This window comes from Pseudomonas sp. SWRI68 (assembly GCF_014269165.1).
GTDB lineage: Bacteria > Pseudomonadota > Gammaproteobacteria > Pseudomonadales > Pseudomonadaceae > Aquipseudomonas > Aquipseudomonas capeferrum.
Genome location: NZ_JABWRU010000003.1, coordinates 132,021 through 147,919, shown reverse-complemented (window position 1 = coordinate 147,919; position 15,899 = coordinate 132,021). Strand labels below are relative to the sequence as shown.

Here is a 15,899-nt window from a genome sequence, read left to right as displayed (position 1 = left end):
AATGAACTATCCCGTTAGATCTTCAGTTCTTGAGGCTGCTGAGCAGTGTGTGGGTGAGCAGCACCCGCGTACACTTTCAGCTTACGGTACATGTCGCGACCCAGCGGGTTCTTCGGCAGCATGCCTTTGACCGCGGTTTCGATAACACGCTCAGGGGCCTTGGCGATCAACTTCTCGAAGTTGATTTCCTTGATACCGCCTGGGAAGCCGGAGTGGGAGTAGTACATTTTGTCGGAAGACTTGGCGCCAGTCACACGGATTTGCTCGGCGTTGATGACGACGATGTAGTCGCCGGTGTCAACGTGAGGGGTGTATTCTGGTTTGTGTTTGCCACGCAGACGGCTAGCGATTTCGGTAGCCAGACGACCCAGGGTCTGGCCAGCGGCGTCGACTACGAACCACTCGCGCTTTACTGTTTCCGGTTTAGCAGTAAAAGTTTTCATTCTCTAAAGCCTCAGAGGCCGCCCAGCGAAAAATAGACGGCGAATCTTACTGGATAGTGCACAGCTTGCCAAGGGCAAGCGCGCAGCCGAACACAGACGCTTTTGGGGGCTCGGGTCGGGCACGCCCATGTTCGACGGGGTTCTTCCTGCGTGGTGGTGCATCACTCCCTCCACACGGAGAGGGTCCGAATTATCCAGATTGCGCGAAAAATTTCAACCTGCTTTTATGGGCTTCTTTGCCAAGGAGAGACTTCCCGATGGAATACCGCCAGCTCGGTCGTACCGATCTCAACGTCAGCGCCCTGTGCCTGGGCACCATGACCTGGGGTGAGCAGAACGTTCAGGACCAGGCCTTTGAACAGATCGCCATGGCCAAGGCCGCCGGGGTCAACTTCATCGACACCGCCGAGATGTACCCGGTGCCGCCCCGCCCCGAGACCTACGCCGCCACCGAGCGCATCATCGGCAACTGGTTCCGCCAGCATGGCGATCGCGACGACTGGATCCTGGCCAGTAAGGTCGCCGGGCCCGGCAACGGCATCAGCCACATCCGCGATGGCCAACTCAAGCACAACCGCCAGCACATCGTTGCGGCACTGGACGAGAGTCTCAAGCGCCTGCAGACCGATCGCATCGACCTGTACCAGTTGCACTGGCCCGAGCGCAGCACCAACTTCTTCGGCAAGCTGGGCTACCAGCACCTGAGCACAGACCTGTTCACCCCACTGGAAGAAACCCTCGAAGTGCTCGACGAGCAGGTGCGCGCGGGCAAGATCCGCCACATCGGGCTGTCCAACGAAACGCCGTGGGGCACCATGAAGTTTCTGCACCTGGCAGAAACCCGCGGCTGGCCGCGCGCGGTGTCGATCCAGAACCCGTACAACCTGCTCAACCGCAGCTTCGAGGTCGGCCTTGCGGAAATCGCGATCCGCGAGCAGTGCGGGCTGCTGGCCTACTCGCCGCTGGCATTCGGCATGCTCTCGGGCAAGTACGAGAACGGGGCCAGGCCAGAGAACGGCCGCCTGACCTTGTTCAGCCGCTTCGCCCGCTACTCCAACCCACAGACCGTGGCGGCCTGCAGCCGCTATGTGCAACTGGCCCAGGCGCATGGCCTGGACCCGGCGCAGATGGCCTTGGCCTTCGTCACACGGCAACCCTTCGTGACCAGCAATATCATCGGCGCGACCGACCTGGCGCAGTTGCAGAGCAACCTCAAGAGCCTGGAACTGAACCTGGGCGATGAACTGCTGGCGGCGATCGAAGCGATTCATCAGGACCAGCCCAACCCGGCGCCTTGATCAACGCGACAAGCAGCGAGCTTCAAGCTGCAAGACAGAGCGGGTGTGTACTGGCCTGTTTTTCTTGGAGCTTGTCGCTTGAAGCTTGCAGCTGGACAAAAAACATAAGACGATTCAGCCGGTGATTGACCACTCTACCCTATAAGAACAATGACAAATGATGTTTACCCAACCCACCGCTTCACTGCGGCGCGTCAGCATCCTGGCCATTGACAAGGTGTTCGCTTCGACCTTGATGCAAGCCAAGGATTTCTTCCACCTCGCCAGCCTGCGTTACAGCAAGCAGCTGGGCCTGGGCTTGCAGCCCATGTTCGAAATTGGCCTGGTGAGCCCGGACGGCCAGCCCGTGGACAGCTTCAGCAATGTCCAACTGCCGGTCGACGGCGGCCTGAACGATGCCGATATCATCATCCTCCCGGCGTTCTGGGACGATTTCGACAACCTCATGCAGCGTTATCCACAGGTACTGCCGTGGTTGCGCGAACAACATGCCCGCGGCGCCGTGCTGTGCGCCGAAGCCAGCGGTGTGTTCTGGTTGGCCGAGTCCGGCCTGCTCGATGGCAAGGAAGCGACAACCTACTGGCGCTTTTTCGCCAACTTCGCCGAGCGCTTTCCGAACATACGGCTGAACCAGGACAAGCACCTGACAGATGCCGACAACATCTACTGCGCCGGCGGTGCCACCTCGGCCTGCGACCTGTATATCTATCTGATCGAGCGCTTCTGCGGGGCCAACGTGGCCCGTGCCGTGGCCCGCGATATCCTCTACGAAGTGCAGCGCAACTACACCCCGGGGCGCATGGGCTTTGGTGGGCAGAAGCTGCACCAGGACCTGATCATCCTGCAGATCCAGCATTGGCTGGAAGAGCACTTCGCCGACAAGTTCCGCTTCGAAGACGTTGCCCGCAACCATGGCATGAGCATTCGCAACTTCATGCGCCGCTTCCAGGGTGCGACGGGCGACAAGCCGCTGCATTACCTGCAACGGTTACGCATCGAGACGGCCAAGGGGTTGTTGTCGAGCACGCGCAAGAGCATCAAGACCATCAGCTACGAGGTCGGCTACGACGATGCCAGCTTCTTTGCCCGTTTGTTCCGCCAGCATACCGAACTGTCGCCGAACCAGTACCGGCAGCAGTTCATGCAGGAAGCCTGAAAGGCTTCCTGAGCGGCAAGCTACAAGCTTCAAGCGGCAAGAAAAAGCCAGAGCAACATGCGGTTTGCCCTGGCTTTTTCTTGCCGCTTGAACCCCGAAGCTTGCCGCTGCCTTTAGGGCTTATGCGCGCGCGACAGGAACTCGTGTGACTGCATTTCCAGCAACCGGCTCAAGGTACGCTGGAACTCGAAGCTCAGCCGGCCACCGGTGTACAGGTCCTTCAGCTCCACCTCGGCCGAGATGATCAGCTTGACGTTACGGTCGTAGAATTCGTCGACCATGTTGATGAACCGACGGGCGATGTCATCGGTGGCAACGCCCATCTGCTCGACATTGCTCAGCAGAACGGCATGGAAGATCTTGCCCAGCTCGATGTAGTCGTTCTGGCTGCGCGGCCCGTCGCACAGGGCACGGAAGTCGAACCAGGCGACGTCGTCGCAGGTGCGCAGGGCATTGATCGGGCGGTTCTCGATCATCAGCACGTCGTTCTCGACGGCCTGGGTGCACTCCGGCGTCAACGCCTTGAAGCTTGCACGCATGCTCTGGTGCGCGGCGTCATCGAGCGGGAAGTGGAACAGTTCGGCCTGCTCCAGGTGACGCAGGCGGTAGTCGACGCCGCTGTCGACGTTCACCACGTCGGTGTACTGCTTGATCATGGCGATGGCCGGCAGGAAGCGCGCACGCTGCAGGCCGTCCTTGTACAGGCCGTCCGGCACGATGTTGGAGGTCGCCACCAAGGACACGCCGTTCTTGAACAGCTCTTCCATCAGGGTGCCGAGGATCATCGCATCGGTAATGTCGGAGACGAAGAATTCGTCGAAGCAGATCACCCTGGCTTCGTCGCTGAAGCGCTTGGCAATGAGGGTCAGCGGGTTCTTCTCGCCCTTGAGGGTTTTCATCTCCTCGTGCACACGCTTCATGAAGCGGTGGAAGTGCGTGCGCATCTTCTGCTTGAACGGCAGCGCCTCGTAGAAGGTGTCGACCAGGTAGGTCTTGCCACGGCCCACGCCGCCCCAGAAGTACAGGCCCTTGACCGGCGTCTGCTCCTTCTTGCCGAACAACTTGCCGAACATGCCCGGCTTGTTGTTCTGCGCCTGGACCAGGTCGTCGTAGAGGCGCTGCAGGTGACGCACCGCAGTCTCCTGCGCCGCATCATGGAAGAAGTCGGGACGTTTCAGATCTGCTTGATATCGTTCTAGGGGCGTCATGATTTCGTTAGCGAGGCAACAAAAAACGGGCCGTCACTGTAGCGACAGACCCGCTTGATGGCAATCATACATACAGCCATTGTCTCTCAGGCCGCACGCTCAACCGCTCCTTCAGTCGAATGCTTCAGTCCTGCTGCGGCGCCAGCGCCTCGTGCAGGCTTTGAACGGCAGCATCACGGGCTTCGGCGCTTGCGAACTGCGGCCCGTCGGCAACCTGCTCGCCGTTCAGCCACAGGCTGAAGCTCAGGCCTTCGACACGCACATCGGCCTCGCCGCCTTGCTGCAATTGCTTGCTCACAGCGCCCGCACTCTTGCCGTCGGCGAAGCTGCGCGACAGCAGCAGTTGCTCGCCATCGGCGGCCAGCAGGCGGAAACGGAAGCTGCCGTCCTCATCGCGGAAGCTGACGAAACGCGCGCTCTTGGCTGCCTTTTTCTTGACTTCGCTGCCGGCCTGCACGCTGCTGCGGAACGAGCGCAGGCCAACGGCCTCGCGCAGTTGCTCGAGGAACGGCGTGGCGGTCTTGCGGGCCTTGGCGGCGCCGGCCAGGAGGATGTCTTCCAGGTCCGAGGGGCGCGAAATCAGTTGGTGGTAGTGATCACGCTTCTCGGCCAGTTGCCCGTCCAGCAGCTGGAACAGGCGCTGCTTGGCTTCACCCCAACCCAGGCCCTGCAGCAGCGCTTCGCGGAACTCGGCGCATTGTGCCGGCGTCGAGAACGCCTGGAACAAGGTGAACAGGTGGGCGTTGTCCGGGTCTTTCGCTTCGCCAGGTGCACGCGAGTCGGTGACGATGCGCGAGATGGCGTCTTTCATGTCCTTGGCGCTGGTGAACAACGGGATGGTGTTGTCGTAGCTCTTGGACATCTTGCGACCATCCAGGCCCGGCAGGGTCGCCACGCTCTCCTCGATCACCGCCTCAGGCAGGGCGAAGAAGTCTTTGCCCTGGCCGAACAGGTGGTTGAAGCGCTGGCCGATGTCACGCGCCATTTCCACGTGCTGGATCTGGTCACGGCCAACCGGCACCTTGTGGGCGTTGAACATCAGGATGTCGGCGGCCATCAGCACCGGGTAGCTGTACAGGCCCATGGTCACGCCGGCATCCGGGTCTTCGCCGGTTTCCAGGTTCTTGTCCACCGAGGCCTTGTAGGCATGCGCCCGGTTGAGCAGGCCCTTGGCCGCGACACAGGTCAGCAGCCAGGTCAACTCGGGGATTTCGGGGATATCGGACTGGCGGTAGAAGGTCACCTTGTCCGGATCGAGGCCACCGGCCAGCCAGGTCGCGGCGATTTCCAGGCGCGAGCGCTGGATGCGCTGCGGGTCGTCGCACTTGATGAGGGCGTGGTAGTCGGCCAGGAAGTAGAACGAATCGGCACCGGGTTGCTGGCTGGCGCGGATCGCCGGGCGGATGGCGCCGGCGTAATTGCCCAGATGCGGGGTGCCGGTGGTGGTGATACCGGTAAGGATGCGCGTGGTCATGGGTGTTCGCTTATTCAGGCTTGGCTCAATTCGAAAGGCGCGGCAGCAGCAGATCCTTCAGATCGGTCAGCTTGCCATGGAAGAAGTGTCCGCATTCTGCCACTTTCAGCAGCTCGTGGGGGCGCGACAGGGCGTCAGACCATTCGTAAACCAACTGCGGCTCGACGACTTCGTCGCTGTCAGGCTGTACCAGCGTGATCGGGCAGCGCTGCGGCAGCGGGAATTCACTCGTCAGGCGCATCACCGCCGGGGCGATCATGAACAAATGCTGCAGCACAACGCCTGCGCTTTCCAGGCGCCCTGCCAGGCTGGTGGCGACAAAGCCACCGAACGAGAAGCCCATCAGCACCACGGGCAGCCCTGGGTGCTTGGCCTGCAGCCAAGCTGCGGCGGCCTCGGCGTCGGCCACCTCGCCAGCGCCCATGTCGTGGCTGCCGGCACTCTGACCCACGCCACGGTAGTTGAAGCGCAGGGTCACGTAACCGGCGTCACGCGCCGTGCGTTGCAGGGTCGAAACCACCTTGTTGAGCATGGTGCCGCCCTGGACCGGGTTGGGGTGGCAGATCAGCACCGCGCCGCGGGCGTCGGCCACATCCAGGTACAAGGCTTCCAACTGGCCGCAAGGGCCGTCGATGAACAAAGGGGTTTCGCGGACAAGCAAGGCACTACTCCGTGACCTCGGGAAGGGTCGATTCGTCTAGGTGAGGAATTCTGTTCTGATTTGCGATCGATCGCGGTATACAGCGCAGGTCTGAGCCGTTAACGTAAAGCAAAGCCGTTTATAGAGGAAGGACTCGTGGAACTCTCGCTCCTTGTTTGGTTGTTGCCGACCCTGGCCCTGGTCATCGGCGTGGTGGTTGGTTTCGTCGTGGCCCGCCTGCTGCCCAATGCCGCGCCTAGCAGCACGCAACGTCAGCTGGACGATATCCAGCAGCGTTTCGACAGCTACCAGAACGAAGTGGTCACCCACTTCAACAGCACCGCCGTACTGGTCAAGAAACTGACCCAGAGCTACCAGGATGTCCAGGATCACCTGGCCGATGGCGCCAACACCCTGGCCCTCGACGACGTGACCCGCCAACGCCTGCTGGCCGCCCTGCACTCCGAAGCGGCCCAGGGCCCTCGTGACCGGCTTACCCCGCCGAAGGACACGGCCGAAGTGCCACGCGACTACGCGCCAAAAACGCCGAACTCGCCGGGCATGCTCGATGAGAGCTACGGGCTCAAGCGTTGATGCGCTGAAATGAAACAAGGCCTCGCGAGAGGCCTTTTTCTTGCGTCCAATCTTTGACTAACAACGACGAAAAACCCTGCCGAGGCAGGTTTTTTCATTTCAGCTCAAGGCTTGCGCCACGGCTGACCGTCCTCATCGTCGTCACCACCGCCACGGCGAATGTCCAGCCTGTAGTTCACTGTTGTCTTCATGGAGATACTCCTTCAAAGATGCGCTGGCCAGATGACCAACGCAGTGAGGATGCTCTTGAGCTGAAGACCAAGGCACAGGGCACAGCTTCCGCCGCCCTCATGCCGCCTGGGTACAGACACGAAGCGCCTGCTCGACATCAGCGATCAGGTCTTCTATATCCTCCAACCCTACCGACAACCGCACCAACCCTTCCGAAATGCCATGGTGCGCACGCTCCTTCGGCGTATAGCTGGAATGGGTCATGCTCGCCGGGTGCTGTGCCAACGACTCGGCATCGCCCAGGCTCACCGCCCGCGCGAACAGCTGCAAGGCATTCATGAACCGCCGCCCCGCTTCGATCCCGCCCTTGAGCTCGAACGCAATCATGCCGCCCGGCAGGCGCATCTGGCGCTGGGCCAGCGCGTGCTGGGCAAACGATGGCAGCCCTGGGTAGTGAATAAGCTCGACCTGCGGCTGGCTCGCGATAAACTCCGCCACTTGCTGGGCGTTGGCGCAATGGCGGTCCATGCGCAGGGCCAGGGTCTTGATCCCGCGCATCAACAGCGACGCATCGTGCGGCGACAGCACTGCACCGGTCATGTCTTTCAGCCCTTCCAGGCGTATCCGGTCGATCAGTGCCTTGCGCCCGACCACCAGGCCGGCCGTGATATCCCCATGGCCGCTGAGGTACTTGGTCGCCGAATGCACCACCAGGTCGGCGCCCATTTCCAGCGGCCGCTGCAAATAAGGGGTGCAGTAAGTGTTGTCGACCACGATATGCAAGTCATGCCCGCGCGCAGCATCGGCCACCGCTGCGATATCGACCAGTTGCATGTTGGGGTTGGCCGGGGTTTCGAAGTAGATCATCCGTGTTTTGCTGGTAATTGCCGCCTTGAGTGCCTTGATATCGTTGAGGTCGACGTGATGGATCTTCACCCCGAACTCGCCGATGCCATGGTGCAGGAAGGCGAACGTACAGCCATACAGCGTACGCCCGACGATCAGCTCATCGCCCGGCCGTAGCAGGGTCCATATCGTCGAAGTGATGGCCCCCATGCCCGACGCCAACGCCAGCCCCGCCTCGCCCCCCTCCAGTGATGCCATGCGCTGTTCCAGCAAAGCCAGCGTCGGGTTGGAGATGCGGCTGTAGAAGTGCCCCGCCTCTTCCCCGGCAAAGCAGGCAGCGCCGTATTCGACGGTGGGGAAGGCATAGGTGGCGGTCTGGTACACCGGCGGCACCAATGCGCCACCGTGTGACTGCGGGTCATAGCCATGGTGGATGGCCCGCGTGGAAAAACCGGTGTTGTTATGGGAGTCGCGCATGGCAACAGCCTCTTGTGGTTTGTTATAAGCTTATGCCACCGAGCTGCCTGAATTTTTCCAAAATAGCCCACGCAAACGCGCACTTTTTGGAACAAAAACAACAATTATCCGATCAGGAGGGCAAAACATGCCTTCGAGCCTCGACCGCACCGACCGCGCCCTGCTTGCCGCCCTGCAGGACAACGCCCGCCTAACCGTTTCCGAACTTGCCGACCAGGTGGCGCTGACCACCTCGCCCTGTTGGCGACGGGTCAAGCTGCTGGAAGATAACGGTTACATCACCGGGTATCAGGCCATTCTTTCCCCCAAGTCGCTGGGGTTTGGGGTGACCGCCTTTGTCAGCATCATGATGGATTCGCATACCAAGGACATGGCGCTGGCGTTTGAAAAACGGTTGATGGAGATACCGGAGATTGTGGCGTGCCATAACATTTCGGGACGGTATGACTTCCTGCTGGAAATACTGGCGCGGGACCTTGAGTCGTTTGGGGAATTTACCCGGGAAGTGCTGCAGCGGTTGCCGGGGGTGAAGGAGATTTATTCGAGTTTTTCTTATAAAGCGGTGAAGGAAAGGCGGGTAATTCCAGTCTCAGAAAAACACATATAAGTTGGACTAGCCCGTTGCTCATCCAAATAACAAGGATTGCGTATTGCTCGTAAGAAGATCGGGCGAAGGCGACAAAGTCCCTGCCTTCGGTTTTTAGGTAGCGCCTGCTTTACCGAACAACAAGCATCTTAGCCAGTGAACTTCCGTATCACCCCATTAAAAAATCGAGCTTATTTACCTCACCTCCAACCGCTGCGGTCGGTTTGCAGACACACTCTATACCCTAAAATAAAAACGGCCACATCGTTCTCAGCACCACAAAATTATACCTCCAAGCTTATTGAGCTTGGAGGCCTAAATCCCTCGAAGCGCGACTATATATCATGGATAGTCATGTGGAATCTTGATGAGAGGTGAAGGGATGGGAGGATAAACCTCTGGGTATATTTTGACCCTTCGAGGCAGCCGTCCCGGTACATACCCATGGCGCGCCCATCTCACCTCCCCATTGCGGCCATCAAAAATCAAAATATTTCCCGTATCAGTCAACGCGAGATAGTTATTTTCCCAGTAGGATTTATCCAGTGTCTCTGTGGACTGAGCGGACCATATCCGCTCTCGGACAGGATCATATAAAAAACCGGAATTACTGACAACGAACTGGAGTGGCTCGCGCGCTCGCTGCCGGAATGTGGAGCTATACGGCTGACTCTCGTCTGCGATCCAGATTACGGTCCCCCATCTTCCAAGACCAGATTTCCGTCACTTCTGAGACGAAGAATAAACCGTCCGTTCTCTGACTTTATAAACTGTCCCGCCTGCATGGCTTGATTAGGAGGGAGCAATACCCCACCCGAACCAAGGAACGGCTGATAGCTTATTTTTCGATACTTACCTCTTCCCATTACACACCTCAGGTCTATTGACACACATGGCCCGCTTATTAAGCGATCCACGACCATGATGGCTATATAACGAGCACAATAACACGTAGAACTGCTCCCCCACTAAAGCTGGAAAAAACCCCTACAAACTAAAGCGAAATCCCCTTCACCTATTAGCCCAGATCAATCTTGAAAAACCAGCCATAATTCAAGCTCAGAAAGACATCCACGAGGACCCAAAAAGACCAGCCCATACTGAAACACTTAATTTCCCCACCAAAATAACAACTTTCGCGCACGCAAATATACGCCATGAAAAAGCTAGCCATCATGATTCTAATTGTTCTTAACGGATGCACCCACGAGATGCCTATATTATTCCCTGACAAACAAGACATCCATTTCAAATGCGACATGGACCCGTACAAGCAGGGTTGCGAGCGCCAGATGGATTACCAAGAGCACTTTCGATGGATGAATAACATAAAAAAGAAAAACAGTCAGGATGATGACTTGGAGCACGTACCATAAAAGAGTAGCGCGCAGCCAACGATAAACCAGGATTTAAAGCAGCGTGAATATAACACCCCACTCCTGCGGGGTGTTACTTCTTATAACCCATTATAGACGAAGCTCAGCAGGTGGCCACGCACTGCCTATGTCGCCGACCAACAAGCATTCAGCCAGATTAACTTTGGCCTTCACCCTCCTGCCCCCAAACGGCATATGAAGCGTATAAATGACCCCCAACATTTACGATTACAGAAATTTCCTACAGCTCAACAGAAAAGCGGCTAAAACACTCGCAGATCCCCAATGGAAAAAGTTGCGCTAGGATAAAAACCGAAAAAACAGCCAGGCATGCATGTACCAAAGCGGGGTTGATGGGCTGCTTTATCAGTCAGCGGTTTATACCGTCACCGGCTCCATGCAGGGGTGCAATCTCGTCTTGAACACAGGTCGCTCAACCCAGGTGGAAGCACTGAGCTATCAACCTCTCATGCAGGCGCTGCTGTCTAACGGTGAAACGGCCGTTGAATTCCTGGACAGCCTAGGTGTAGTGCTGGAGTAAACGTACAAGAAGCCTTGTAGACAGCCCCGGCTTTCACTGCCCCGCCGTCAAGGCATTCACATAGTCACGCGTGATGATCCTCAGGGCCACACTGTCATCCAACAATTCGAACCGTGGCACTTCATTGCTTGGCTCCCCTGGGTCTGAGTAATCCATTTTGCCGACCAGGTGCTGAACCAGAAAATTCATGGCTTCAAGGTCGGCAGGGTCTACCTCTAGCGCTTTGATCAGCCTTGCAACAACTGCCCGTGGCTTGTTATTGGCAAACTGAAACGTTGGGTAGAATTTTCTGCGGTTATCGGAATTTGTGTACGCAAGCAGGTTTCCAGCTTTTGTCTTCTGGCTCAGTGCCTGCTTTGTAATGCCCAGTATTTCGCAGGCCGCCTTGGCGTCCAGTAACTCGCAACGACCGTCGACCCGCTCGAACGCACGCGCGTTCATCCTGGACACGGCTTCCTGGTTGCGCGTTGCGATACTGCGTTTAGTCTCAACCTCTACCTTGGCAAGCGCCGCGAATGCTTTTTCGTCCGTAAGGGCCACAGCTTTCAGCACCACCGCTTCCGAAGCACGAGCAAGGTGCTCCTCAAAGCGCTCACGCAATGCGGCCTTCGCAGCTTCGATACGACCGATTTCCGGATGGAGTACTTCATGTGTGGTTGTCCCCTGTACCAACAGACTAGACCGGCCCTTGAAGAGCTATCAACTTGTCAACTTGTCAACTTGTCTATCCGTCAAGTCGCTAACTGATCGCCGTGCGTGTGCTTTAATCACAGCCATAAAAAAACCCGCCGAAGCGGGTTTTTTCATGCAGCTTCAGCGCTTAGATCGCGCCGCGCTGACGCAGCACATCCAGCACCTGCTTCACGCCTTCATCGACGCTGGTAGCCTGGGTATCAATCACCAGGTCAGCATCCAGCGGTACATCGAACGGGAAGCTCTCGCCCGGGATGTTGTCGCCACCGGCCGCATACAGGCCCTGCGGGTCGCGCTCGCGGCAGGCGATAGGCGAGGCCTGGACGTAAACGGTCACCAGGCGCTCCTTGCCGATCAGCGCCTTGGCCTGTTCGCGGCCTTCGGCATCCGGGGCAACGAACGCAGCCAGGGTCAGCATGCCGGCTTCGTTGAACTGGCGCGCCACATGGGCGGCACGGCGCCAGTTTTCGGTACGGCCGGCGCGGTCCTGTGGCAGGCCCTTGTTCAGGTCGTGGCGCAGGTTCTGGCCATCGAGCACGTAAACAGCACGGCCCATGTCGAACAGCTTGCGCTCCACGGCATAAGCCAAGGTGCTCTTGCCAGCGCCGGACAAGCCGCTGAACAGCACGGTGGCCGGCTGCTGGCCGAAGCGCAGGGCGCGCTCTTCGGTGGAAACGTGGGCCTGCTTGCCGTGCTGGCCGGTGCTGCCGTGTGGCAGTACTGGCGGCGCGATGATCATGCCGGCGCCGACGGTGCCATTGGTCAGGCGGTCGATGACGATGAACGCACCGGTGGTGCGGTTGCTGTCATAGCCGTCCAGCGCGATGGCGCTGTCCAGGGACACCTTGACCCGACCGATCTCGTTCAGTTGCAGCGCACTGGCAGCGTCTTTTTCGAGGGTATTTACATCGACCTTGTGGGTGATGCTGGCGATCGAGCCCGGCACATAGCTGGTGGCGCGCTTGATGTCGTATTTCTTGCCCGGGAGCATCGGCTCTTCAGCCATCCACACCAGCATCGCGTCAAACTGGTCGGTTACCGGCGGCACGTTGTCGGCATGCACCAGCAGGTCGCCACGGGAGATATCGATCTCGTCTTCCATGGTCAGGGTCACGGCCTGGCCTGGGCCGGCGTTTTCAAGCTCACCTTCGTAGGTGACGATGGACTTGACCCGGCTGCTCTTGCCCGACGGCAGCACGACGATTTCGTCACCCTTGTGCACCACGCCGCTGGCAAGGGTGCCGGCGAAGCCGCGGAAGTTCAGGTTAGGGCGGTTGACGTACTGCACCGGGAAGCGCAAGTCGGTGAAGTTGCGGTCGGCCGCGACTTCCACGGTCTCGAGGATTTCCATCAGCGCAGGGCCGGTGTACCACGGCGAACGCTCGCTGCGGTTGACCACGTTGTCGCCCTTGAGCGCCGACATCGGCACGAAGTGCAGGCTGCTCGGCGTCAGGTTGATGGCATCGGCAAACTTCAGGTAGTCGGCCTTGATTTCTTCGAAGACGCCCTCGTCGAAACCTTTGAGGTCCATCTTGTTGACCGCGACGACGATGTGCTTGATGCCCAGCAACGAGGCGATGTAGCTGTGGCGACGGGTCTGGGTCTGCACGCCATAGCGGGCATCGACCAGGATGATCGCCAGGTCACAGGTGGACGCACCGGTGGCCATGTTACGGGTGTACTGCTCGTGGCCCGGGGTGTCGGCAATGATGAACTTGCGCTTGGCGGTGGAGAAGTAGCGGTAGGCGACATCGATGGTGATGCCCTGCTCGCGCTCGGCCTGCAGGCCGTCGACCAGCAGCGCCAGGTCGACTTCTTCGCCGGTGGTGCCGGACTTCTTCGAATCACGGGTGATGGCTTCGAGGTGGTCCTCGTAGATCATCTTCGAGTCGTGCAGCAGGCGCCCGATCAGGGTGCTCTTGCCGTCGTCGACGTTGCCGCAGGTCAGGAAACGCAGCAGTTCCTTGCGCTCGTGCTGGGCCAGGTAGGCGAGGATGTCCTCGCTGATCAGATCAGATTGGTGACTCATTGCATTCAAGCTCCAAGCTGTAAGCTTCAAGCAGCAAGCTTGTCGGCGTACAGCTAGTTAGAAATTTTGTTGATCAACCCTGCAAGCATTCTGGAGAGCTCACGGGTTTCAGTAATCCAGTCGTTGGCCAATTCAGAAGGCAAGTAACCCATTTCACCGGCAATTATCAGTTGCGCCCGCACTCTGCGCAGGAAGCTTTCGCCACGCTTAGGAACCACGTCTTCTCCCGCGACCCTCTGCGCTCCATCCCTTCGGTAATGTTGGAAGGGACTGAAACCGCTGCACGGGTGATCTGAGATCTGAATCCAAAATCCCGGCAGTCGGCAAATGCCTGATACATCACAACGGCTTAGTTTTTACTTCTCTGCCAAACCAGCAACTTCTCAAAATCCACTGCAGACACTCCCTGTGCGCCCGCAGTGCAGGCGGCAGTCCACAAAAATCAGAAGCTACTCGTTCTGCTTCTGTCTTGCAGCTTGCCGCTTGTAACTTGAAGCTTAGAAATAGCCTTGGCGTTTCTTGTCTTCCATGGAGCCGGCGCCATCGTGGTCGATGACACGGCCCTGGCGCTCGGACGTACGGGTCAGGAGCATTTCCTGAATGATGTCCGTCAGGGTCTCGGCTTCCGACTCGACAGCGCCCGTCAACGGGTAGCAACCGAGGGTACGGAAACGCACCTTCTTCTTGACGATGCGGGCTTTCTCTTCCTCGGAGAGGTGCTCGAGAATGCGCGCGTCGTCGATCATGATCAGGGTGCCATTCTTCTCGATCACTTCACGCTCGGCGGCGAAGTACAGCGGCACGATCGGGATGCCTTCGAGGTAGATGTACTGCCAGATGTCCAGCTCGGTCCAGTTCGACAGCGGGAAGACGCGGATCGACTCGCCCTTGTTGACCTTGCCGTTGTACACGTTCCACAGCTCGGGGCGCTGGTTTTTCGGGTCCCAGCGGTGCTTGCTGTCACGGAACGAGTAGACGCGCTCCTTGGCCCGGGACTTTTCTTCGTCACGGCGGGCACCACCGAAGGCGGCGTCGAAACCATGCTTGTCCAGCGCCTGCTTGAGGCCCTGGGTTTTCATGATGTCGGTGTGCTTGGAGCTGCCATGGGTGAAGGGGTTGATGCCCTGCGCCACACCCTCGGGGTTGACGTGGGTGATCAGTTCCAGGCCCATTTCCTCGACCATCTTGTCGCGGAAGCTGTACATCTCCTGGAATTTCCACTGGGTGTCGACGTGCATCACCGGGAACGGCAGCTTGCCCGGGAAGAAGGCCTTGCGCGCCAGGTGCAGCATCACGGCGGAATCCTTGCCGATCGAGTACAGCATCACCGGGTTGTCGAACTCGGCGGCCACCTCGCGGATGATGTGGATGCTCTCCGCCTCCAGCTGTTTCAAGTGCGTCAGTTTGTCGACCATGGCTACTCACGAAAAACGATCTTATGGACGGCCTGCGGGCCGTGTTCGAGCGAGCCACTTTATCACAGCGGCTGCTTCTATTTAGGAGGCGGGCTAGATCGAAACAATCTAACGATATGACTGGGGGTTTGGGGGAAATGGGGCCGCTTTGCGGCCCTTCGCGGGCAAGACCGCTTAGATAGGGTTGGGGCAATCGATGAACAGGTGTTCTACGGCAAACCGCCGTGCCAGGTAATCGCCGAGTGCCTGTACGCCATAGCGCTCGGTGGCATGGTGCCCGGCGGCAATGAAGCTGATGCCGTTTTCGCGGGCACTGTGGTAGGTCTGCTCCGACGCTTCGCCACTGATGAACAGGTCGACACCGGCGGCAATCGCGGTATCGATATAGCCCTGCCCGCCCCCCGTGCACCAACCGACCCGGCGAATCATCTGCTCGCCTTCGACCAGCAACGGCTCGCGCCCCATCACCTCTTGCACCCGTCGGGCAAAATCGCGCGCCGTGATCGGTTCGGCCAGCGAACCGACCAACCCGACCACTTTTGGGTTTTCAGGGTCCAGTGGCCCCTCCACGGTAATGTCCAGCTGGCGCGCCAACTGCACGTTGTTGCCCACCTCCGGGTGCACGTCCAGCGGCAGGTGAAACGCCAGCAGGCTGATGTCGTGCTTGAGCAGGGTCTTCAGGCGCCGCTGCTTGATACCCGTGATGCAAGGGTTCTCGCCCTTCCAGAAGTAACCATGGTGAACCAGCACCAAGTCAGCCTCGGCCTCGACGGCGGCATCCAGCAACGCCTGGCTGGCTGTGACGCCGCTGACGATGCGGCTGACCTGCGGGCGGCCCTCGACCTGCAGCCCGTTGGGGCAATAATCCTGGATCTTCGCGCTGCCCAGGTAGCGCTCGGCTTCCTCGACCAGGGTGTTCAGAGCGACGGCCATGAAAATCTCCTCGAAATCT

The 15,899-nt window shown here is 59.0% G+C and carries 13 protein-coding genes and 1 pseudogene; 4 read left to right on the top strand and 10 right to left on the bottom strand.

Annotated elements, in window-relative coordinates:
• Nucleotides 1–14 precede the first annotated feature (14 nt).
• Entirely contained in the window at nucleotides 15–443 is a 429-nt protein-coding gene (gene rplM / locus HU770_RS06840; protein ID WP_008097538.1) for a 50S ribosomal protein L13, read from the bottom strand.
• 257 nt (nucleotides 444–700) lie between these two features.
• Between rplM and HU770_RS06835 the strand changes: the two genes are divergently transcribed.
• Both HU770_RS06835 and HU770_RS06830 read left to right on the top strand, forming a co-directional pair.
• Nucleotides 701–1,741, top strand: a complete 1,041-nt coding sequence (locus HU770_RS06835; protein ID WP_186661751.1) for an NADP(H)-dependent aldo-keto reductase — start codon at nucleotides 701–703, stop codon at nucleotides 1,739–1,741.
• Between the two features lie 235 nt (nucleotides 1,742–1,976).
• Nucleotides 1,977–2,897: a GlxA family transcriptional regulator gene (locus HU770_RS06830; RefSeq protein WP_077068765.1), complete on the top strand. Its 921-nt coding sequence runs from the start codon at nucleotides 1,977–1,979 to the stop codon at nucleotides 2,895–2,897.
• Between the two features lie 113 nt (nucleotides 2,898–3,010).
• Here the strand turns inward: HU770_RS06830 and zapE are convergent, their stop codons facing one another.
• From zapE to HU770_RS06815, 3 genes are all read right to left on the bottom strand, one after another.
• Nucleotides 3,011–4,105 (bottom strand): cell division protein ZapE, encoded by a 1,095-nt coding sequence (zapE, locus tag HU770_RS06825; RefSeq protein WP_033702852.1) that lies wholly within the window; start codon nucleotides 4,103–4,105, stop codon nucleotides 3,011–3,013.
• A 124-nt stretch (nucleotides 4,106–4,229) separates the two neighbouring features.
• On the bottom strand, nucleotides 4,230–5,579 hold the full coding sequence (locus HU770_RS06820; protein ID WP_186663367.1) for a tryptophan--tRNA ligase: 1,350 nt from the start codon (nucleotides 5,577–5,579) through the stop codon (nucleotides 4,230–4,232).
• A gap of 25 nt (nucleotides 5,580–5,604) precedes the next feature.
• Nucleotides 5,605–6,240, bottom strand: coding sequence for an alpha/beta fold hydrolase (locus HU770_RS06815; RefSeq protein WP_186663365.1), 636 nt, complete (start codon nucleotides 6,238–6,240; stop codon nucleotides 5,605–5,607).
• 135 nt (nucleotides 6,241–6,375) lie between these two features.
• Here HU770_RS06815 and HU770_RS06810 point away from each other — a divergent pair, with 135 nt between their 5' ends.
• A complete protein-coding gene (locus HU770_RS06810; RefSeq protein WP_027593992.1) occupies nucleotides 6,376–6,813 on the top strand; it encodes a DUF1043 family protein in 438 nt (145 codons plus the stop codon).
• A gap of 288 nt (nucleotides 6,814–7,101) precedes the next feature.
• Here HU770_RS06810 and HU770_RS06805 read toward each other — a convergent pair whose 3' ends face one another.
• Complete coding sequence (locus HU770_RS06805) at nucleotides 7,102–8,307, bottom strand: methionine gamma-lyase (protein ID WP_033702855.1); 1,206 nt, start codon at nucleotides 8,305–8,307, stop codon at nucleotides 7,102–7,104.
• A 127-nt stretch (nucleotides 8,308–8,434) separates the two neighbouring features.
• Here HU770_RS06805 and HU770_RS06800 point away from each other — a divergent pair, with 127 nt between their 5' ends.
• Nucleotides 8,435–8,914, top strand: coding sequence for an Lrp/AsnC family transcriptional regulator (locus tag HU770_RS06800; RefSeq protein WP_027595326.1), 480 nt, complete (start codon nucleotides 8,435–8,437; stop codon nucleotides 8,912–8,914).
• A 1,929-nt stretch (nucleotides 8,915–10,843) separates the two neighbouring features.
• On the opposite strand, the gene HU770_RS06795 is transcribed toward HU770_RS06800, so the two are convergent.
• The 5 genes and pseudogenes from HU770_RS06795 to HU770_RS06775 form a co-directional block, all read right to left on the bottom strand.
• Nucleotides 10,844–11,482, bottom strand: coding sequence for a hypothetical protein (locus tag HU770_RS06795; protein WP_186658762.1), 639 nt, complete (start codon nucleotides 11,480–11,482; stop codon nucleotides 10,844–10,846).
• A gap of 148 nt (nucleotides 11,483–11,630) precedes the next feature.
• Nucleotides 11,631–13,532: a sulfate adenylyltransferase subunit CysN gene (gene cysN, locus HU770_RS06790; protein WP_033702857.1), complete on the bottom strand. Its 1,902-nt coding sequence runs from the start codon at nucleotides 13,530–13,532 to the stop codon at nucleotides 11,631–11,633.
• A gap of 53 nt (nucleotides 13,533–13,585) precedes the next feature.
• Nucleotides 13,586–13,872: pseudogene (locus tag HU770_RS06785) on the bottom strand (four helix bundle protein).
• Between the two features lie 157 nt (nucleotides 13,873–14,029).
• Nucleotides 14,030–14,947, bottom strand: coding sequence for a sulfate adenylyltransferase subunit CysD (cysD, locus tag HU770_RS06780; protein ID WP_095064192.1), 918 nt, complete (start codon nucleotides 14,945–14,947; stop codon nucleotides 14,030–14,032).
• A 174-nt stretch (nucleotides 14,948–15,121) separates the two neighbouring features.
• Entirely contained in the window at nucleotides 15,122–15,880 is a 759-nt protein-coding gene (locus tag HU770_RS06775; protein ID WP_047582657.1) for a Nif3-like dinuclear metal center hexameric protein, read from the bottom strand.
• Nucleotides 15,881–15,899 lie beyond the last annotated feature (19 nt).

Bases quoted from the DNA above. Each gene is read 5' to 3' on its own strand.
- cysN (WP_033702857.1), bottom strand. From the start codon at position 13,532: ATGAGTCACCAATCTGATCTGATCAGCGAGGACATCCTCGCCTACCTG.
- HU770_RS06820 (WP_186663367.1), bottom strand. From the start codon at position 5,579: ATGACCACGCGCATCCTTACCGGTATCACCACCACCGGCACCCCGCAT.
- HU770_RS06805 (WP_033702855.1), bottom strand. From the start codon at position 8,307: ATGCGCGACTCCCATAACAACACCGGTTTTTCCACGCGGGCCATCCAC.
- HU770_RS06800 (WP_027595326.1), top strand. From the start codon at position 8,435: ATGCCTTCGAGCCTCGACCGCACCGACCGCGCCCTGCTTGCCGCCCTG.
- rplM (WP_008097538.1), bottom strand. From the start codon at position 443: ATGAAAACTTTTACTGCTAAACCGGAAACAGTAAAGCGCGAGTGGTTC.
- HU770_RS06830 (WP_077068765.1), top strand. From the start codon at position 1,977: ATGCAAGCCAAGGATTTCTTCCACCTCGCCAGCCTGCGTTACAGCAAG.
- HU770_RS06835 (WP_186661751.1), top strand. From the start codon at position 701: ATGGAATACCGCCAGCTCGGTCGTACCGATCTCAACGTCAGCGCCCTG.
- HU770_RS06775 (WP_047582657.1), bottom strand. From the start codon at position 15,880: ATGGCCGTCGCTCTGAACACCCTGGTCGAGGAAGCCGAGCGCTACCTG.
- cysD (WP_095064192.1), bottom strand. From the start codon at position 14,947: ATGGTCGACAAACTGACGCACTTGAAACAGCTGGAGGCGGAGAGCATC.
- zapE (WP_033702852.1), bottom strand. From the start codon at position 4,105: ATGACGCCCCTAGAACGATATCAAGCAGATCTGAAACGTCCCGACTTC.